This window comes from Thalassotalea crassostreae (genome assembly GCF_001831495.1).
Lineage (GTDB): Bacteria > Pseudomonadota > Gammaproteobacteria > Enterobacterales > Alteromonadaceae > Thalassotalea_A > Thalassotalea_A crassostreae.
In genome coordinates this window covers 3183780-3202774 of record NZ_CP017689.1, presented here as the reverse complement: position 1 = coordinate 3202774, position 18995 = coordinate 3183780, and the positions used below count along the sequence as shown (strand labels likewise).

Annotated in this window: 20 protein-coding genes; 14 read left to right on the top strand and 6 right to left on the bottom strand. The window is 38.6% G+C overall.

The genetic code is table 11. From position 1 onward, the window contains the following. Window positions 1-25: 25 nt before the first annotated feature. The 3 genes from cgtA to rplU all read right to left on the bottom strand — a co-directional run bounded on the left by cgtA (window position 26) and on the right by rplU (window position 1945). On the bottom strand, window positions 26-1192 hold the full coding sequence (gene cgtA, locus LT090_RS13915) for an Obg family GTPase CgtA (protein WP_068545873.1): 1167 nt from the start codon (window positions 1190-1192) through the stop codon (window positions 26-28). 168 nt (window positions 1193-1360) lie between these two features. Then, window positions 1361-1618, bottom strand: coding sequence for a 50S ribosomal protein L27 (gene rpmA / locus LT090_RS13910; RefSeq protein WP_068545874.1), 258 nt, complete (start codon window positions 1616-1618; stop codon window positions 1361-1363). A 15-nt stretch (window positions 1619-1633) separates the two neighbouring features. Beyond that, window positions 1634-1945 (bottom strand): 50S ribosomal protein L21, encoded by a 312-nt coding sequence (rplU, locus tag LT090_RS13905; RefSeq protein ID WP_033076088.1) that lies wholly within the window; start codon window positions 1943-1945, stop codon window positions 1634-1636. A gap of 324 nt (window positions 1946-2269) precedes the next feature. Between rplU and ispB the strand changes: the two genes are divergently transcribed. Then, window positions 2270-3241, top strand: coding sequence for an octaprenyl diphosphate synthase (ispB, locus tag LT090_RS13900; protein ID WP_068545875.1), 972 nt, complete (start codon window positions 2270-2272; stop codon window positions 3239-3241). On the opposite strand, the gene LT090_RS13895 is transcribed toward ispB, so the two are convergent. After that, on the bottom strand, window positions 3238-3978 hold the full coding sequence (locus LT090_RS13895; protein WP_157726609.1) for a DUF6090 family protein: 741 nt from the start codon (window positions 3976-3978) through the stop codon (window positions 3238-3240). The two genes, ispB and LT090_RS13895, sit on opposite strands and share 4 nt — an antisense overlap. 220 nt (window positions 3979-4198) lie before the next feature. Here LT090_RS13895 and LT090_RS13890 point away from each other — a divergent pair, with 220 nt between their 5' ends. Further along, the gene (locus tag LT090_RS13890; protein WP_068545877.1) at window positions 4199-5068 is read left to right on the top strand and encodes a DUF417 family protein; all 870 of its coding nucleotides are present in this window, start codon (window positions 4199-4201) and stop codon (window positions 5066-5068) included. 91 nt (window positions 5069-5159) lie between these two features. Here the strand turns inward: LT090_RS13890 and mdh are convergent, their stop codons facing one another. Continuing rightward, window positions 5160-6098, bottom strand: coding sequence for a malate dehydrogenase (gene mdh, locus LT090_RS13885; RefSeq protein ID WP_068545878.1), 939 nt, complete (start codon window positions 6096-6098; stop codon window positions 5160-5162). A 229-nt stretch (window positions 6099-6327) separates the two neighbouring features. Here mdh and argR point away from each other — a divergent pair, with 229 nt between their 5' ends. After that, window positions 6328-6795, top strand: a complete 468-nt coding sequence (gene argR / locus LT090_RS13880; protein ID WP_068545879.1) for a transcriptional regulator ArgR — start codon at window positions 6328-6330, stop codon at window positions 6793-6795. 222 nt (window positions 6796-7017) lie between these two features. On the opposite strand, the gene tolC is transcribed toward argR, so the two are convergent. Beyond that, window positions 7018-8346 carry an outer membrane channel protein TolC gene (tolC, locus tag LT090_RS13875; RefSeq protein WP_068545880.1) on the bottom strand — a complete coding sequence of 443 codons (1329 nt, stop codon included), beginning with the start codon at window positions 8344-8346 and terminating at the stop codon, window positions 7018-7020. A 154-nt stretch (window positions 8347-8500) separates the two neighbouring features. Between tolC and LT090_RS13870 the strand changes: the two genes are divergently transcribed. The 11 genes from LT090_RS13870 to parC all read left to right on the top strand — a co-directional run bounded on the left by LT090_RS13870 (window position 8501) and on the right by parC (window position 18871). Further along, window positions 8501-9145, top strand: a complete 645-nt coding sequence (locus LT090_RS13870; protein WP_068545881.1) for an NUDIX domain-containing protein — start codon at window positions 8501-8503, stop codon at window positions 9143-9145. Window positions 9146-9207: 62 nt separating this feature from the next. Beyond that, window positions 9208-9663 carry a DUF1249 domain-containing protein gene (locus LT090_RS13865; RefSeq protein ID WP_068545882.1) on the top strand — a complete coding sequence of 152 codons (456 nt, stop codon included), beginning with the start codon at window positions 9208-9210 and terminating at the stop codon, window positions 9661-9663. A 64-nt stretch (window positions 9664-9727) separates the two neighbouring features. Next, window positions 9728-10483, top strand: coding sequence for a metallophosphoesterase (locus LT090_RS13860; protein WP_068545883.1), 756 nt, complete (start codon window positions 9728-9730; stop codon window positions 10481-10483). Window positions 10484-10626: 143 nt separating this feature from the next. Further along, the gene (locus LT090_RS13855) at window positions 10627-11223 is read left to right on the top strand and encodes a YqiA/YcfP family alpha/beta fold hydrolase (RefSeq protein WP_068545884.1); all 597 of its coding nucleotides are present in this window, start codon (window positions 10627-10629) and stop codon (window positions 11221-11223) included. A gap of 103 nt (window positions 11224-11326) precedes the next feature. Further along, window positions 11327-13216, top strand: a complete 1890-nt coding sequence (gene parE, locus LT090_RS13850) for a DNA topoisomerase IV subunit B (RefSeq protein ID WP_068545885.1) — start codon at window positions 11327-11329, stop codon at window positions 13214-13216. Between the two features lie 123 nt (window positions 13217-13339). Further along, a complete protein-coding gene (locus LT090_RS13845; protein WP_068545886.1) occupies window positions 13340-13798 on the top strand; it encodes a hypothetical protein in 459 nt (152 codons plus the stop codon). 204 nt (window positions 13799-14002) lie between these two features. Further along, on the top strand, window positions 14003-14554 hold the full coding sequence (locus LT090_RS13840; protein ID WP_068545887.1) for a lipid-binding SYLF domain-containing protein: 552 nt from the start codon (window positions 14003-14005) through the stop codon (window positions 14552-14554). Between the two features lie 153 nt (window positions 14555-14707). Beyond that, a complete protein-coding gene (locus LT090_RS13830) occupies window positions 14708-15232 on the top strand; it encodes a lipid-binding SYLF domain-containing protein (RefSeq protein WP_068545888.1) in 525 nt (174 codons plus the stop codon). Between the two features lie 232 nt (window positions 15233-15464). Then, a complete protein-coding gene (locus tag LT090_RS13825) occupies window positions 15465-15989 on the top strand; it encodes a lipid-binding SYLF domain-containing protein (RefSeq protein WP_068545889.1) in 525 nt (174 codons plus the stop codon). A gap of 28 nt (window positions 15990-16017) precedes the next feature. Continuing rightward, window positions 16018-16440: a VOC family protein gene (locus LT090_RS13820; protein WP_068545890.1), complete on the top strand. Its 423-nt coding sequence runs from the start codon at window positions 16018-16020 to the stop codon at window positions 16438-16440. 166 nt (window positions 16441-16606) lie between these two features. Further along, window positions 16607-18871 (top strand): DNA topoisomerase IV subunit A, encoded by a 2265-nt coding sequence (gene parC / locus LT090_RS13815; RefSeq protein ID WP_068545891.1) that lies wholly within the window; start codon window positions 16607-16609, stop codon window positions 18869-18871. The last annotated feature ends 124 nt before the right edge of the window (window positions 18872-18995 follow it).

Here is an 18995-nt window from a genome sequence, read left to right as displayed (position 1 = left end):
ATGACACTGTTATAGGCTTAGATGATTACTTGCGGTACTCAACTTCTACGTCGTAATCGTCTTCGTCCCAATCTTCATCATCCAGATCATCGTCGTAATTATAATTATCAACGGTTTCCTGGTGGTAAGTATCCCATTTAAATTCAACATTTTCTTCTTCCGCTTCTTCTTCAAAGGTTTGCTCTGGAAGCGACTCGATAAATGTCATAACATCTTGTGTTAAATCTTTTGTGCCTTCACGGTTGAACGCTGAAATACTGCGTACTTCACCTTCCCAACCAAGTGCATCGATTACTCGTTGTTTCACTTCTTCAGCTTCATCATCAAGTAATAAATCTAGCTTGTTAAATACTAACCAACGAGGCTTTCCAGCAAGCTTTTCTGAGTATTTCTCCAGCTCTTTGGTAATGGTTAATGCATTTTCTGCTGGATCAGATTGATCAGCAGGTAATACATCAACTAGATGAATCAGAATACGACAACGCTCTAAATGCTTTAGGAATCGAATCCCTAAACCAGTTCCTTCAGACGCGCCAGAGATAAGCCCTGGGATGTCGGCAATAACAAAGCTGCGCTGTGAATTTAAACGAACTACACCTAAGTTTGGTACCAATGTTGTGAAAGGGTAATCAGCTACTTTAGGTTTAGCGGCTGAAACACTGCGGATTAATGTAGATTTACCAGCATTTGGTAGACCTAATAAACCAACATCAGCCAATAGCATTAACTCAAGCTTTAAGTTACGAACTTCACCTGGTGTACCAAGAGTTTTTTGACGTGGAGCTCGGTTTGTACTGCTTTTAAAGCGAGTGTTACCTAAACCGTGCCATCCGCCTTTAGCAACTAACAGTTTTTGTTTGTGCTTAGTAAGATCACCAATTTGTTCGCCAGTATCAACATCCATCACGCGCGTACCAACAGGCACCTTTAAGGTACAATCTTTACCGCCACGACCGGTACAGTTACGACCTTTTCCGTTTTCACCACGCTGAGCGTTATGGAAACGTTCAAAACGATAGTCAATCAGAGTGTTAAGGCTTTCGTCGGCGATTAGATATACTTCACCACCATCACCGCCGTCACCACCATCTGGTCCACCGAATTCGATGTACTTTTCACGACGGAAACTTACACAACCGCTACCACCGTCACCGGCTTCTACGCGTATTTCAACTTCATCTACAAATTTCATTAGCTTTAATTAAGCTCCAAACATAAATATATGTATTTATTAAATAATACAGTGAGTACTAAATTATAGACCAAATGTACATTTAATGGCGTAAGATTTGTTATAAATCTTACGCATAAAAAAACTCGCTAAGAAGCGAGTTTTTTATGATTCTGTCGCTTATTGCTATTATTCAGCAATAATAGATACGAACTTACGGTTTTGAGGACCTTTAACGTCGAACTGAACTTTACCGTCAGTTAGAGCGAATAATGTGTGGTCTTTACCAATACCCATGTTAGTACCTGCGTGGAACTTAGTACCACGTTGACGAACGATAATGTTACCCGCTAATACAGATTCACCACCGAAACGCTTAACACCTAATCGTTTCGCTTCTGAATCACGACCGTTACGAGTACTACCTGCTGCCTTCTTATGTGCCATCGTTAATTACTCCTATTAACCGTTGATGCCAGTAATCTTCACTTCAGTAAACCACTGACGGTGGCCTTGCTGCTTACGTGAATGCTTACGACGTTTAAATTTAACGATTTTAACTTTGTCACCACGACCTTGGCTTACAACTTCCGCTGTAACTTTGCCACCAGCAACGTAAGGTGCACCTACGTTGATGTCATCGCCATTAGCAACCATTAAAACATTTTCGAATTCTACTGTTGAACCAATTTCTAGTTCTAGTTTCTCTAAGCGAACAGTTTGACCTTCGCTTACACGGTGTTGTTTACCACCGCTTTGGAATACAGCGTACATTTGCTACTCCGTACCGCGCCACTTATTAAGGACGCACAAATTAAAATAATAGGTCGCGGATTCTACGCGAAGAATTTGACCTTAGCAAGTGTAAATACAAAAAATCATGTAATTATTTATGAAAATAAAGTTACTTAATCGTACATAGCTGCTTTTTGATACAAAACTGCAAGAAAACCGAACTTTGATGGCGTTTATTTTACCGTTAATTAGCTAAGATATCTTATGTTTTTCTTAAAATAGTGTAAAATCAGCAACAATAAGTTATAACTAACTCAAACACGCTCATAAGTATTTGATAAACAAATAAAAGCTCGTATAAATATGAATATCACTCAGATCCAGGAACTTGCCAGCAAAGACATGCAAGCTGTCAACGAACTTATCTACGGACAATTAGACTCCGATGTTGCCTTAATTAATCAATTGGGTATGTATATCGTTAATGCTGGTGGAAAGCGCATGCGTCCTCTATTAACAGTGTTAGCTGCAAGAGCGATGGGTTATAACGGTGATAAGCATATTTGTTTAGCTGCGATTATTGAGTTTATTCATACCGCAACATTATTGCACGATGACGTTGTTGATGAATCTGCACTGCGTCGTGGGCGAGAAACCGCCAACGCATTGTTTGGCAATAGTGCTAGTGTATTAGTCGGTGACTTCTTATATACCCGTTCGTTTCAAATGATGGTAACGCTTAATGACATGTCGATTATGCGCGTACTTTCAAATGCTACAAATGTCATTGCTGAAGGTGAGGTCTTACAATTAATGAATTGTAATGATCCAGACACCACCGTCGATAGTTATATGCAGGTAATTTATTGTAAAACTGCGAAGTTATTTGAAGCAGCAACACGACTTGCTGCGGTAGTGACTGATCAAGATGAAACTATGGTTAAAGCAATGACTGCATATGGCATGCACCTTGGCACTGCGTTCCAATTAATTGATGATTTACTCGATTATACAGCTGACGCCGATGAAATGGGTAAAAATGTCGGTGACGATTTAGCCGAAGGTAAACCAACGTTACCGTTATTGCATGCCATGCACAATGGTACAGAGCAGCAGGCTGCGATGATCCGAGATGCCATCGAACATGGTAATGGTATGGACCATTTAGATGATGTATTACAAGCAATGCGTGATACCGGTGCGTTAGAACTTACTCAACAAATGGCAGAGCAAGAAGCGGAAAAAGCGATTTCTGCACTAACTATTTTACCTGAATCAGATTATAAGAAGTCATTGGTCGCTTTGGCGCATTTATCAGTAGACAGAAACGCCTAATTATTTATTTCAAGCTCTTGAGCAAGTACTTGCTCAAGTTCTTGTAAAAGCGCTTCTGCGTTAGGTAAAATTCGTGATAATCGAAAACGAAAATGACCAATTCTATTTTGATGGCGCTTGATAAATCTAAGTAGCTGTTGCGATTTGTAGTCATCACCTTTATAGCTATCCATATAAACACCTAAATTACCTTCGCCATCATCCTTTATTTTATAATTAAATAGTCGCCAAGCCAATTCAGTATCGGCTTGGCGAGTGATTTCGTTGTTAGTTATTTGAATAAGCTCTTTAACACGTGGTAATGAATAGTCGTAATGAAATACTAGTCGTGAGCGTAACTCGTCATTTTGGACTTTTTCAATACCTGATGATTTTAATGCGTCAAATGCACCGCGATTATAACTAAATAAATAAGCTACAGTGCTGTCGGACAATAGTTGGTCAAGCTTTTGTTGAGTAGCCTGTTCTAATTGAACTGCTTGGTCGCTAGCCAATAGTTTGATTATTTGCTTAATTGCCTGATCACCAGCAGTTACTCTTTGGTCTAGCATTTTAAACGTCACGATATCGTCTTTAAGGTTTAAATAGATTTCATGAAGCATGATTCGTTCAAACTGTTTGGCTTTGCGTGTTTCATTCCATGTATTAATTTGCAAAGCGATTAATATGCCAATGACCACAAGCACGATTTCACCTAAGGCGTATCGGAAATAATTACCAGCCTTATTCTTGAGCACTATATTCATCCTTATTTTTCTAAATAATCCAAGCATTTAGATATCCTGTCAGTGGTGTGTCGTTAGTCGTTTGTTAATAGCATTGATTAATTATTAGCACATATCTTCAGCAATAAACAATTGCGTTGCCATTAACGTTTCTTAAATAATTTAAAAGAAGAGAAATTAAATTCTTACTAACCGGTCTTATTTGCATCTTTTACTCAATTGTTGAATTTTAATGACCCCATTACATTTACGAATAGTATTGATATTGGTCGCTATATCTACCACTTTACTTGGTCTTAGCATGCTGCTGATTGGGCCGCACCGACATATCACTTTAACCACGGACTTTTATCGGCTGACAGACTTGTTGCCGGCAAATACTTCTAACATTATTGCCGCAGTGGCTTTTTTAGGCTGCGCTGTCTTGTCAATAATCGCAATTAAAAAAATAAATCTTCGCCCTTGGTTAGGATACTTGCTGATGGTCATAAGCCTTGTACCGCTTGGGTCATTGTTTGCAAGTACAATGTGGATAGAAGCACTAGGAGGGTTTCCTGTTATCGGTTCAGGGCAAGGAGTGATTAAATACTTCGCATTGTTCTCCATTGCTTGGTTTTTAATTAAACCAAATTTGAGTGGTTATCAAGCTGCTTATATAAGTTTATTCCCGGTACTATTAGTTTTGCTGTGGATAGGCGGCATGAAGTTTACTTTGTTCGAAGCACAAGGCATAGAAGGCTTAGTAAACAGTTCACCATTGATGAGTTGGATGTATAGTCTTTGGGAATTACAGACGGTATCTAATCTTATCGGTGTTTATGATCTTGTGGCGGTTCTTTTATTGATCGTTGCCATATATAGACGAGAACTACTTTATCCTGCAATGTTAATGTCTGGGGCGGTTTTTATTGTGACTCAAACATTTTTGCTTAGCTTTTCTAGCTCACTTTCTGGCACTACATTATTGTCGACAACAGGGCATTTCTTAGTGAAGGATTTATGGTTTTTGGCAAATCTGATTTGTTTTTATGCAGTGGCTCAAACATTAACTTCGAAACAACGAATTGAACATATTGAAGAAAACATTTCTTTTCCAAAGTAAGTAACAATCTGCTATGTCAAAATTAGCTCGGTAAAAAGCTAATTACAAAAAAGCCGATCATAAGATCGGCTTTTTTATGCACTCTTATCAATTATTGATTGATAAAATCGATACCTTCTTGGATATCTTTATTAAGTGTCGCTAACATTTCTTCTTTAGCGTTTTGCTCATATGCACTTAATTCACCGTAAGGTAGGTATTCTTCAACACCATTCTTACCAAGAAGGACTGGTTGTGCAAAGTACTCTGCATCACCTGTGTTGCCTTGAACGTATGCGTAATCGATAACGCCTTCTTCGCCCTGTAAACCTTTAACTAAAGATAGACAAAAACGAGCTGCAGCAGCGCCCATTGAAAGAGTTGCAGAACCGCCACCAGCTTTTGCCATAACAACTTCAGTACCAGCATTTTGGATACGAGGAGTTAAAGCATCAACTTCTTCTTGTGTGAACTCAACACCTTCAACTTGTGAAAGTAGAGGAAGAATTGTTGTACCTGAGTGACCACCAATAACTGGAACAGCAACGTCTGATGTAGACTTACCTTTCAGTTCAGCTACGAAAGTTTCTGAGCGAATAACATCAAGAGTTGTTACACCAAATACACGGTTAGCTTCGTAAGTTCCTGCTTTTTTGAATACTTCAGCAACAATTGGAACAGTGCCGTTAACTGGGTTAGTGATAACACCAACTAAAGCTTTAGGACAGTTAGCAACAATGCCTTCTGCCAATGTTTTAATGATACCAGCGTTAACTGCAAAAAGGTCAGCACGGTCCATACCAGGCTTACGAGGCATACCGGCTGGGATGATTACTACGTCACAACCAGTTAAAGCGCCTGCTAAGTCGTCAGCACCAAAACCTTTAACAGTTACGTCAGTAGGGATGTGAGATAAATCTACAGCAACACCTGGAACAACTGGTGCAACATCGTATAAAGATAACTCAGAACCAGCTGGTAATTGAGTTTTTAGTAGTAATGATAATGCTTGACCGATACCACCGGCAGCACCTAAAACAGCAACTTTCATGGACTCTCTCCAAATTTGTAGTTATATAAGCAACTAAATAAACGAAATTATCTTAACGATAAAATGTTGAGTAATTACTTTAGAAATTAATAAACGCCCAAAAGATACAGAATTAGGGCTTAAAATACAATCAATTTTGTCATATGACCGCATAAGTTCTTACATCTTTTCTCAGATAATGTAATATAATCAAACCATTGAAGAGCAATTAACACAATAAGACAAAAGTATGAGCCTACAACAAAAGCAAGAAGCGTTAGTTAATGCATTTAAAGAGTTATTAAAGCAGGAACAATTTGGTTCGCAAGGCGATATCGTCGATGCCCTGAAAAACCAAGGTTTTGATAATGTAAGCCAATCAAAAGTTTCTCGTATGCTAAGCAAATATGGTGCAGTACGTACTCGTAATGCTAGACAAGAAATGGTTTATTGTTTGCCAGCTGAGCTTGGTGTTCCAACCGCTAAAAGCCCTCTTAAACAATTGGTGTTGGATATTGAGAGTAATGAAGTGATGCTTATTATTCGCACTAGCCCAGGCGCGGCGCAACTTATTGCTCGTCTATTGGATTCATTAGGAAGTGCAGACGGTGTGCTAGGAACAATTGCTGGCGATGATACTATCTTTATCGCACCGTCTTCAGTTGCAGAGATTGAGTCGACTAAAGAAAAGCTTCATTTGTTATTTCAAAAGATGTAATAAAAGAGGTTTATGGCCTCGTTTGAGCTATTTTTTGTCGCTCACGTCCCTACAAAATTTAGATAAAGAGCACCGCCATTGTTTCTATTATTGCTTAAAGTATCTGGCTGAAAGTGGCACTGAGTAGTCAACAGAACTATCTTAAAACGGAAAGAAAACCCACAAAAAAAGCGACCATACGGTCGCTATTTTAATGTCTATATTATCGGAAACGGTCAGCGCTTAATTTGTTGCTGGCGTTAACCCTTTGTTGATAGCGGTAATATCTGCTTCCGAGATTGTACCGGCTGCTTCTTTAAGACGTAACATATTAATAATGTATTGGTAACGTGTTTGCGAAAGGTTTCGTTTGGCATTATATAAGTTACGAGTACTATCAAGTACTTCTACTACCGTACGGATACCCACTTCAAAACCCGCTTCAGTTGCTTTTAATGCAGATTCTGCTGAAACAACCGATTGTTCTAATGCCTTGATACCAGATACTGTAGCAGTAATAGTGTTATAAGCATTACGAGATTCACGAACAATACCACGATAAGTGATCTGCATATCTTGACTTGCTGCTACGTAATTTTCTTGCGCTGCTCTAACTTGTGAGCTTGTATTACCACCAGAGTAAATTGGTACATTTAACGTAATACCAATAGATTGAGTATCCTGTTCAATACCCGTGACGTCAGTGATGTTGTCGTCAACTTCAGATTGCTTAATCTGACCTGATAACGTCAATGTCGGTAAATGACCTGCTGACTGAATATCGATGGTTTCTTTGGCAATATCCATACTAATTTTTTCAGAAATCAAACGCAGGTTTTTCGCTTCTGCAAGTTTTTGCCATTCATCAGGGTTGTTAGGTGTAGGCAATACTGGGCTGAAGCGAGTAGTATTAAGAATACTTAGATTATTTGGATAAATACCAGTAATTTCACGAAGAATTTCTTCCGCTGTAAAAACTGCGTTTTGTGCGCCAATTTCTTGAGTAATCGCATTATCATATAACGCTTGTGCTTCATGTACTTCAGTGATTGCGGTTAAGCCAACTTGGAAGCGCTGTTTAGTTTGCTCTAATTGACGAGAGATCGCTTTTTTCTCTGCAACAGAGAACTCAAGGCTATCGTATGCGGCTAAAACATTAAAATAAGCTTCGGTCACACGAGTAACCATTTGTTGTTTAACAAATTGATAATTGATGTCACTTTGGTGGGCTTGTTTTTTTGCTACATCAAGACCTAACCAACTGTTGTGATGATACAACTGCATGCTTAAATTAAGAGCTAATTCACTTCCTTCAGCATCAATATCCGTAGTACCTTCAGTTTCTCTTTCTTGTGCAGAGTAAGAAGCTGTTGCGTTTAATTGTGGCAATAATACCGAGCGTGCTTGCTCAATATTTTCTTGTGCCGCTCTGTATTGCGCACCGGCTTTTAATACAGTCGGATCATTGTTTAATGCTAATTGATAAATTTCTTCTAAGTTTTGCGCATTGACTACTGAACTCGTGCTAGCTAATGCTACACCAATAAATAATGCGTTTAATTTTTTGCTCATGAGTTGTTTCCTTTGTTTGCACCCACTTCAACAATTTGTGCAAGTGTACCTCTAATTAATGCTATGCTGAACAGTAATAAATCATTTCAACCTGATTAAAGTGTAACAGAAAGTTATGCTAACGCGTTGTTATCTTTACTAAGTATTACAAATTATGGGCCTAAATAACAATTTTAAACAGTTTTATCCACGTGACGTTGAAATTAAGGCACGTGATATTAAGTATCAGGGATTTTTCCGTATTGATCAGTATCAACTAAAGCATAGATTATTTAGTGGTAACTGGAGTAATTTTTTTTATAGAGAAATTTTCGAGCGAGGCGATGCGGTAATTTTGGTTCCTTTCGACTCAAAGAGTCAGCAAGTGCTGTTAATTCAACAGTTTAGAGCTGGAGCTGTGCGAACCGAAGATAACCCATGGTGTATTGAGTTTATCGCCGGCATGTTTGAAGAAAATGAAAGTCCGATAGAAGTTGCGATAAGAGAAGCTCAAGAAGAAGCGGAATTAGACATAAAGCGCGAAGATATTACTCATGTGATGAATTACTTGTCGAGTCCTGGTGGTACAAGCGAAAAGCTTTATATGTATATCGCAGACATAGATTTAACCAACGTTAAATCAGGTACTGTTGCTGGCCTTGACGATGAAAATGAAGATATTAAAAGTTATAAAGTGAGTTTAGACGTTGCCTTACAATGGTTGGCAGATGGTAAGATTAACAATGCCTCTACGATAATTGGGCTGCAATGGCTGGCGATCAATGCTAATAAATTGGCTGAAACGCCTGACCAGGAATAGCGGACATAACTATCTCTTTCTATAAAGGGAAAGAGAAAGACAAAGAGAAAGAATTAACCAAGATGAAAAAATATCGCCCGAGCCTAAAAGGACTGATAAGTAGTTGTGAGAATAATTACATGCTGTTATTGCGCTTATTAGCCAATATAGACGATGTTGATAGTGAAAGGCAGTTTTTTATCAATGATCACCTTTGTTATTCTATTACCATAATCGAGAAATCTAAATATACTCATGTAGTTGAATTTAAGCAGTTAGTAGCAGAATCAGAATCATTGGCTTCTAAAGTACACTTACCTAAGCCAAGTATGCTTATTCGTTTATACCATGATGCGCGCTTGGCTGAAGTGATCAGCAGTCAAAATATCAGACAAGTAAAACCACGTTATGATTACCCAAATAGTGATATGCATTTACCAGATGAGAAGCAACAAATTCAACATTTTTTAGGCGAGTGGTTGCAACTTTGTTTACGTGATGGGCGAGCGAATATCATTTTAAGTTATGACAACAGTTGATTAATCACTGCTTAATTAATATCAACCTTACTAACTAAGAATCAAAATTAAATACAGATAATCTATGCCTTCAATTACCATTGCACAATTTTCAGATAGTCACTTATTTGCCTTGCCTGAGCAACGTCATTATGGGGCTAATGTGTTGCAAAACCTAAATCATATATTGCAGCATATCAATCAAAATCAACAGGTAGAGCATGTCATATTTACCGGTGATTTAAGTCAGGATCATAGTCTGGAATCTTATCAGCAGTTTAATCAGTCTATTGCTAATTTTTTAACTAAGCCTTTGGCATATATTGCAGGCAACCATGATGATTTACCTGCACTATCAAACGAATTGACCGCCACAACCATATCCCATGACGCACAACTTGCTTTAGGTAAGTGGCAGATACTGTTATTAAACTCTAAAAGTAATACACCGGCAGGATTGGTCGCAGAGTCCGAGCTTGAACGTATTGTTGAAGGCGCTTCAAATTCGGCCAATCAATTGCTATTTATGCACCATCACCCAAGAGATGTGGGATATTTTATTGACCGCCATGGACTGGAAAATAAGCAACAATTTTGGTCGGCAATCGATCAAAATAACAGGATTAAGTTAATTTGCTGCGGTCATGTACATCGAGCGGAAAAAATTGCGGGCGACAACCGTTATAAAGTCGACGTACTAACTTGCCCGGCGACGTCGATTCAATTTGATCCTAAAGTAGACGGCGTCGCCGCATTGCCAATAGGACCAGGGTATCGTTTAATTACATTGCATGACGATGGCAGTTATGACACTGAAACCGTATTTTTAACAGCACAATGATGCGAAGCAATTAATCAGAAGACACTCAACACCAAAGATAAAAAACAAAAAACTAAACACAAAAACTAAATACAAAAGATTAAACGCAAGCCAATTGCGCTAAAGAAACACTAAGCTAATTTCATCGACAGGTCTTTTAAATAATGAAACAAAAAGTATTAGTACTGCATGGATTTAACAGCTCTCCGCTGTCGTTCAAAGCACAATTATTAATAGATTATATTAACGCTAACTTCCCCAATGTTGATGTTGTTTGTCCACAGCTAATGTCAGACCCAATTAATGCGATTGAGCAAATTACCGACATTATCGAACAAGACAAAAATTGCTCTTGGTACGTTACCGGCTCATCACTGGGTGGATATTTTGCAAATTACTTGGTTGATAAATTTAAAATTCCCGCTGTTTTGATAAACCCTGCAGTAAAACCTTATGAAATATTAACCGATGTAATAGGGCCACAAACCAATCCATATACTGATGAACATTACATTGTCACCGAGCAACATCTGCAACAATTGAAAGAATTTGAACGTGATGTGGCAATAGATGATCGTTATTTGGTGCTTGTACAAACTGGTGATGAAGTTTTGGATTACAGGCAAGCGGTTGAAAAATATGAAAATTATGATGTTATTGTGCAGCGAGGGGGCGATCACAGCTTTATAGATTTTGATAAAATGCTGCCAGATATTGTGAAATTTTTCCAATTAGAGAATAATGGTGTTAGTAGTCATTGAAATTTGCTCAAATAGTCGGGCGTAAGCTCGTAAGAAAAAGCAATGAAATGCAATCATCAGTGAAACAATAATAATAACGCTATAGAAGTTAGCGAGAGTATTCATGACAGACCAATATAATTCCGAATCCATTGAAGTATTAAGCGGCCTTGATCCGGTGCGACGTCGCCCGGGTATGTACACAGATACAATCCGTCCCAACCACTTAGGCCAAGAAGTAATCGACAACTCTGTCGATGAAGCATTGGCTGGACACGCACAAAATATTCAAGTTATTTTGCATGAAGACCAATCCCTTGAAATTATCGATGACGGTCGAGGAATGCCTACCGACATTCACCCTGAAGAAGGGGTATCAGGTGTGGAACTTATCTTCTGTAAATTACATGCTGGCGGTAAGTTCTCCAATAAAAACTATCAATTTTCTGGTGGTTTGCATGGGGTTGGTATTTCCGTTGTAAACGCTCTATCGACACGTGTTGACGTTACTGTTAAACGCGATCAAAAAGTTTATGAGATGGCGTTTGAAAACGGTGAAAAAGTTCAAGAGTTAACGGTTGTTGGCGAAGTTGGTAAACGCAATACAGGCTCTCGAGTGCGTTTCTGGCCAGATGCAAGTTACTTTGATTCATTTAAGTTTTCAGTAAGTAAACTTAAACACATATTAAAAGCAAAAGCCGTCCTTTGTCCTGGTCTTAATATAAAATTCAATGACAAAGTTGGTGGTGAAAAACACCAGTGGTGTTATCAAAATGGACTTAAAGATTATCTAACGGAAGCACTTGATGGCTATGTTAAATTGCCGGAAGAGCCATTTATTGGCGACTTTTCTGCGACCAATGAAGCGGTCGATTGGGCAGTATGTTGGTTGACCGAAGGCGGCGAAAGCGTTGGCGAAAGTTACGTGAATCTTATTCCCACCATTCAAGGTGGAACTCATGTAAATGGTTTACGTCAAGGTTTACTCGATTCGATGCGTGAATTTTGTGAGTTTAGAAATTTAGTGCCTCGTGGTGTAAAACTTACACCAGATGATATTTGGGATAAGTGTTCTTATATTCTTTCGGTGAAGATTCAAGATCCTCAGTTCGCTGGACAAACAAAAGAACGTTTATCGTCTCGTCAGTGTGCCGCATTTGTTTCCGGTGTGGTAAAAGATTCATTTAGTTTGTGGCTGAACGAACACACTGAAATCGCTGAAGCATTGGCAGAGTTTTGTATTTCAAATGCCCAACGCCGTATGCGTGCTAGCAAAAAAGTCGTGCGTAAAAAAATTACTCAAGGGCCCGCTTTACCAGGCAAGTTAACCGATTGTGGCTCGCAGGATCTATCTCGAACTGAACTGTTTTTGGTAGAGGGTGACTCAGCCGGTGGTAGTGCGAAACAGGCAAGGGATAGAGATATTCAGGCAATTATGCCGCTACGAGGAAAAATCCTAAATTCTTGGGAAGTTGAGTCAGGGCAAATTCTCGCATCACAAGAAATTCATGACATATCTGTTGCTTTGGGAATAGATCCAGACTCTGAAGACTTATCAGATTTACGTTACGGTAAAATTTGTATACTTGCCGATGCCGATTCCGATGGTTTGCATATAGCGACGCTTTTATGTGCTTTATTCACCCAGCATTTCTTACCTCTAGTACAGGCGGGTCATGTCTTTGTCGCCATGCCACCACTTTATCGAATTGATGTTGGCAAAGAAGTCTTCTACGCCTTAGATGAGCAAGAAAAAGATGGTATTTTAGATCGCATTGAAGCTGAGAAAAAACGCGGTAAAGTTAATGTACAACGATTTAAAGGTTTGGGTGAAATGAATCCATTACAGCTTCGAGAAACAACCATGGATCCAAATACACGACGATTAGTACAACTAACCGTTGATGAATTTGATACGACAATGGAAATGATGGATATGCTGTTATCTAAAAAACGTTCTGGTGATCGTAAAGAATGGCTGCAAGATAAAGGCAACTTAGTTGAGTTAGATTAGTTGAGTTAGATTAGCTGAGCCAGAGTAGCCGCAGAGAATACGAATATTAAATAACAGCAAAAATAGCAATCGCCACTTTAAGTGGCGATTTTTGCATTTAATCTTTAACAAAAGTGATTATTTATGTTGAAAATAGCACACTCGGTAACTGCTCTTATCCAGAGAATTAAATGGTTAAGTCTAACTTCAGCCGCACACAGAGAATGTGCTGAAACCGCAATCGAAACGAAAAAATCAATAGCAAACTATGAAAAAATTGAAGTGTTTGAGCAGTCGATTTATGCAGTTTGTGAATCAGTTGAAGTAAAAAACCTCACTATAGTAAGCGACTCAGTTGAATCTAGTTCAGGTCACAATAATGCTCAGTTGGTAAAGTCAGCGATACGATTTTTGAAATCTAAAGTTTCACTGTTTAGCGCACAATATTCTAGTGATTATCTAGGGCCAGAATATAGAAAACAATTTATTGAGTATATCAATAAAGTAAGAATTGAATTTGACCAATTCAATTATGATCCTGATGGCGTTGGAGCAGGAACCATCACTGATGTCGTGTTTCGACTAAAAGAGTTAAGCGATTAACGCCTTGTTAAAAACGACGCACAGTTATTAGCTTTCAGTGGTTACCTTTTATTTGTTTCTGTTGTGCCTCATTACAAAAGATTACAAATCTAAACTGTTTACATACAGCTAACATTTTTTTAACGGCTATACTGGAGCTAAGTAACTGAAAACATACTTTTTAATGATTTTAATATTAACTAAACAAAAATAACTAGGTGACGTATGAAAAAATTATTTATCGCTTTTTTAACTGTCGTTTTAACTGCGTGTTCAGCAACTGGTGAAAATCCAGAAGAGCAGCGTGCTGCAATAGCTCAAATGAATCAGCAAGTACTTGCTGATGTTGAAAAAGCAAGCCCTGGTGCGATGGCCCAAATTAAATCTGCACCAGGATATGCGACATTTAGTAATGCCCAAATTAACTTGATATTCATTGCCGCAGGTGGTGGTTATGGCGCAGTTCACAATAACGCTACAGGAGAAGTCACTTATATGGATATGTATGAAGGCGGTGTTGGTTTTGGTTTAGGTGCAAAAGATTTTAGAGCTGTATTTGTTTTTAATACTGCAGAAGCATTAAATAACTTTACCGAACACGGTTGGGCATTTGGTGGTGAAGCCGATGCTGCAGCAAAAGCTGATGAAAAAGGTGGTGAAGTAGGTGGCGGTGTGACTATTGGTGATATCACTGTATACCAACTTACTGAAACTGGATTAGCATTACAGGCGACACTAAAAGGTACCAAGTATGTTAAGAATGAAAAGTTAAACTAAGTATTTCACAGGCAGTATAGGCTAAGTAATAGTCTTTACTGCCATATTCGTATATCATCCCCGCCATAGATATCAAACATACAGCTAGTCGCGTATAATTTAATAAGTTTGTTTGATAATTCATCGTTATATTTAGCCAAGGTATTAAAAGACATGAGAAAAGTTCTGTTATCGTTAATTGTTGTCCTAATCGCTAGTTGTTCTTCACACGAAGAAACTCGCATGTCGGTTGCTACTGAGCATATGAGTATTTTATCAGAGATCGAATCTAGAGAGCCAGGCACGATGATGATGGTAAACGATGCGCCTGGTTTTGCTATTTTTAGTAAGTCTGAAATAAACTTAGTTTTGATTTCTACTGGCTCAGGTATTGGTACCGTATATAATAACCAAACCGGTGAAAGAACCTATATGGATGTATTTGAAACTGGCGTTGGCGTAGGCCTTGGTGGAACAGACATCAATTATTTGATTGTATTTAACGATGAAGAGTCGATGACTCGATTTGTGACAGAAGGTTGGACCTTTAGATCGCAATCAGATGCAACAATGATCATCAATGATGATAAAAGTGTCACAATTGACGGTATGAGAGTGTTCGAACATACAGAAGCTGGCGTCGATTTGCACCTGATGCTAAGCGGAATTCGATTTAGCAAAAACCCAGATCTTAATTAGTTCTATTTAACTTTATTTGGTTCAATAGAGTTAACTATCAGAACATTTCTCCGGTTTTTTTATAGATAGATTTCAAGCCAATGCTTTAATGTGAAGCGTTGGTTTTTTTTATCAATTAAATTTTCATTTAAACCATAGGTTCTAACAATGTTTGGTTCTTGCGGCAATTTCAGCTATTATTTTATTAATGAGACAAAAGTGTTTTTTAATAATAAAAATAATAGGTTAGATTATGAAGGTTTTCTTTTGTTTGGTGCTATCAGTCATGCTTTTTGCATGTTCAAGTGACGTAGCCCAACCAACCCATCAACGTGCAGACTTGCGAAACCTCAGAGATAAAGTAGTCATCAACATTGAACAAAACAACCCAGATTTATGGCATAAAATTAACCGTTCCAAAGGATATGCAGTGTTCTCTAATGGTGCTACCCAGACCATTACGCCGCCAAATGGTTTGGGGGTTGGTGTAATCCATAACAATGTTAATGGTGAAAATCATTATTTAATAATGGAAAGTGATCTACTTAATTCTAACAGTCAAATTGTGGTATTGTTCGCCAAAAAAAAACAACTAGAACGATTTGTCGAATATGCGAAAATAATTCAATATAAAACGGATATAGAAAAGCATCCTATTTATGATTTTTCACAGATTGATGTCGAATCCTATTATTTAATCGATGATCAATATATAGAACAAGTAGATCTTGAATCGGCAAAGTTTTGGCAATCAAAGCAATTGAGTTCATTTGACTAACGTTTTATTCACCTAAGAGTATATTTCAATGCTTCAGCAACATGACAAAACCATTTGCCATTTGTCGATTGGTACAAATCAATTTGAATTGGCCGTTAAATTTTACGATACGGTATTGGCGACATTAGAAATTTCAAGAGTTGCCGAGCATGACCATGCAATCGCTTATGGTAAAGGTTATCCAACGTTTTGGGTCCAGCAACCTTTTGATAAACAACCCGCGACAGTTGGCAATGGATCACACATAGGTTTTATGGCAACCAGTAAACAACAAGTGGATGATTTTTATCGCGTTGCAATTGCTAATGGCGGCATATGTAATGGTAAGCCAGGTGCGCGACCTGATTATGGTGAACCATATTATGGCTGCTTCATTATAGATCTTGATGGACATCGTATTGAAGCAAGCTTTTGGGATGTTGAGCTAGCCGCCAAAATTTACGCAAAATAACTGACTTTCCATACACATTTTTTAAGCTACTCGGCTTAATATCAATTAATAAATGTAAATAGCGCCGCAAGACGCTATTTACACTTTTTTAATGTTTCATTTTCCGCTAGAGTAAAGCTATTAAAATAAAAATAAACCGTTAGTGCCTACTAAGGGAAGATAATATATGTCTGACGCAATAGAAATGAGTCTCGATGGTGTAGAACAGTTGCCAATGCGACGTTTTACCGAAGAAGCCTACCTAAATTATTCCATGTACGTAATTATGGACCGTGCCTTACCTCATATAGGTGATGGATTAAAGCCGGTACAACGACGTATTATTTATGCGATGAGTGAACTTGGTTTAAATGCAAGTTCAAAATATAAAAAATCAGCACGTACTGTTGGTGATGTATTAGGTAAGTTTCACCCTCATGGCGACTCCGCATGTTACGAAGCAATGGTATTAATGGCGCAACCGTTTTCTTATCGTTACCCTTTGGTTGATGGTCAAGGTAACTGGGGTGCTCCCGATGATCCAAAATCCTTCGCAGCGATGCGTTATACAGAAGCTAAATTATCTAAGTTTTCAGAAGTTCTTTTATCTGAGTTAGGGCAAGGTACCGCAGACTGGTTACCAAACTTTGACGGCACGATGAAAGAGCCAAAAACATTACCAGCACGATTACCTCATATTTTATTAAACGGTATCACCGGTATTGCAGTTGGTATGGCAACGGATATTCCACCGCACAATGTACGTGAACTAGCGGCAGCATGTGTTCAGTTAATTGAATCGCCTAAAACTGAATTAAATGAATTACTCGAACATGTAAAAGGCCCTGATTATCCAACTGATGCAGAAATCATCACCTCTAAAACTGATATTGAAAAAATCTACCAAACTGGACGCGGCAGCATTAAAATGCGCGCTGTTTACGATATTGAACATGGTGATGTTGTAATTACAGCTTTACCGCATCAAGCATCCGGCGGTAAGATCCTAGAGCAAATAGCAGCTCAAATGACGGCAAAGAAATTGCCAATGGTTGTCGATCTACGTGATGAATCAGACCACGAAAACCCTACACGATTAGTTGTTGTTCCGCGTTCAAATCGCGTCGACATTGAACAACTGATGGCGCATTTGTTTGCGACCACAGATTTAGAAAAAAATTATCGCGTTAACTTGAATATGCTAGGTCTTGATGGGCGACCTGCAGTGAAAAATCTAAAACAGATCCTTGCCGAGTGGTTAGAGTTTCGCCGTGAAACGATTCGTCGTCGCTTACAATATAGACTGGATAAGATCTTAGCAAGACTGCATATTCTTGACGGTTTATTAGTTGCCTATTTAAACATTGATGAAGTTATTCGTATCATCCGTGAATATGATGATCCGAAAACGGAGTTGATGGAACGCTTTGAGTTAAGTAAAACTCAAGCAGAAGCTATTTTAGAGATTAAACTTCGTCAGTTAGCAAAACTTGAAGAAATAAAAATTAGAGCTGAGCAGGACGAGCTAGCGAAAGAGCGCGATTCAATACAACAAACCTTAGGTTCAAAAGCGCGCATGGGCACGCTAATGAAAAAAGAAATCCTTGCGGCAGCTAAAGAGTACGGTGATGAGCGACGTTGTCAGTTAGTTGAACGTGGTGAAGCCAAAGCGCTTAATGAAAAAGATCTGATGCCATCTGAGCCAGTTACCGTTGTGGTTTCTGATAAAGGTTGGGCACGAGCAGCCAAAGGCCATGATATTGATGCACAAGGACTTAGTTACAAAGCCGGTGATAGTTATCTATGTAGCGCTAAAGGTCGTTCAAACAACCCTGTAGTATTTATTGATAGTTCCGGTAGAGCATTTGCTACCGATGCGCATACATTACCGTCAGCGCGGAGTCAGGGCGAACCATTAACCGGGCGATTTAATTTGGCGGTTGGGGTAAATATTTGCCAATCAATAATGGCCGATGACGAGCAGAAGTTCTTACTTGCAAGCGATAGTGGTTACGGATTTATCGGTAGCTTTGCCGATATGGTGAGTCGCAATAAGAATGGTAAAGCATTATTGAGTTTACCTGTTGCGGCAGAGGTACTAGCACCAAGTGCTGTTAACGATATTGAAAAAGAACTGTGTTTGGCAATCACTACCGAAGGTCGGATGTTGCTATTCCCAATTCAAGATTTACCGCAATTGAGTAAAGGTAAGGGTAATAAGATAATCGGAATTCCGACGGCTCGAGCTAAAGCTAGAGAAGAGTATGTCACGATTCTTGCTGTAGTCGCCGAAGATCAACCGGTAACCTTGTTTGCTGGTAAACGTAAACTAACACTCAAGCCAGCTGACTTAGCGCATTATCGCGGTGAACGTGGCCGTCGCGGTAATAAACTGCCTCGTGGTTTACAGCGAGTAGAATCAATAAAAGTTGGTGATCTAGAAGAGAGCTAAGCGTTTATTTATTTAACCAAATCAAAACCCGATATTTTGTTAATATCGGGTTTTATTGTTTTTGTACTTTATCGGTATTTTAAACGTCAAAACGTTAATGTATCGAAGATTTTTAAAACTGTGT

Bases quoted from the DNA above. Each gene is read 5' to 3' on its own strand.
- LT090_RS13855 (WP_068545884.1), top strand. From the start codon at position 10,627: ATGAAACAAAAAGTATTAGTACTGCATGGATTTAACAGCTCTCCGCTG.
- LT090_RS13840 (WP_068545887.1), top strand. From the start codon at position 14,003: ATGAAAAAATTATTTATCGCTTTTTTAACTGTCGTTTTAACTGCGTGT.
- LT090_RS13825 (WP_068545889.1), top strand. From the start codon at position 15,465: ATGAAGGTTTTCTTTTGTTTGGTGCTATCAGTCATGCTTTTTGCATGT.
- LT090_RS13870 (WP_068545881.1), top strand. From the start codon at position 8,501: ATGGGCCTAAATAACAATTTTAAACAGTTTTATCCACGTGACGTTGAA.
- tolC (WP_068545880.1), bottom strand. From the start codon at position 8,346: ATGAGCAAAAAATTAAACGCATTATTTATTGGTGTAGCATTAGCTAGC.
- cgtA (WP_068545873.1), bottom strand. From the start codon at position 1,192: ATGAAATTTGTAGATGAAGTTGAAATACGCGTAGAAGCCGGTGACGGT.
- parC (WP_068545891.1), top strand. From the start codon at position 16,607: ATGTCTGACGCAATAGAAATGAGTCTCGATGGTGTAGAACAGTTGCCA.
- argR (WP_068545879.1), top strand. From the start codon at position 6,328: ATGAGCCTACAACAAAAGCAAGAAGCGTTAGTTAATGCATTTAAAGAG.
- LT090_RS13860 (WP_068545883.1), top strand. From the start codon at position 9,728: ATGCCTTCAATTACCATTGCACAATTTTCAGATAGTCACTTATTTGCC.
- mdh (WP_068545878.1), bottom strand. From the start codon at position 6,098: ATGAAAGTTGCTGTTTTAGGTGCTGCCGGTGGTATCGGTCAAGCATTA.
- LT090_RS13820 (WP_068545890.1), top strand. From the start codon at position 16,018: ATGCTTCAGCAACATGACAAAACCATTTGCCATTTGTCGATTGGTACA.
- ispB (WP_068545875.1), top strand. From the start codon at position 2,270: ATGAATATCACTCAGATCCAGGAACTTGCCAGCAAAGACATGCAAGCT.
- rpmA (WP_068545874.1), bottom strand. From the start codon at position 1,618: ATGGCACATAAGAAGGCAGCAGGTAGTACTCGTAACGGTCGTGATTCA.
- parE (WP_068545885.1), top strand. From the start codon at position 11,327: ATGACAGACCAATATAATTCCGAATCCATTGAAGTATTAAGCGGCCTT.
- LT090_RS13865 (WP_068545882.1), top strand. From the start codon at position 9,208: ATGAAAAAATATCGCCCGAGCCTAAAAGGACTGATAAGTAGTTGTGAG.
- rplU (WP_033076088.1), bottom strand. From the start codon at position 1,945: ATGTACGCTGTATTCCAAAGCGGTGGTAAACAACACCGTGTAAGCGAA.
- LT090_RS13845 (WP_068545886.1), top strand. From the start codon at position 13,340: ATGTTGAAAATAGCACACTCGGTAACTGCTCTTATCCAGAGAATTAAA.
- LT090_RS13830 (WP_068545888.1), top strand. From the start codon at position 14,708: ATGAGAAAAGTTCTGTTATCGTTAATTGTTGTCCTAATCGCTAGTTGT.
- LT090_RS13890 (WP_068545877.1), top strand. From the start codon at position 4,199: ATGACCCCATTACATTTACGAATAGTATTGATATTGGTCGCTATATCT.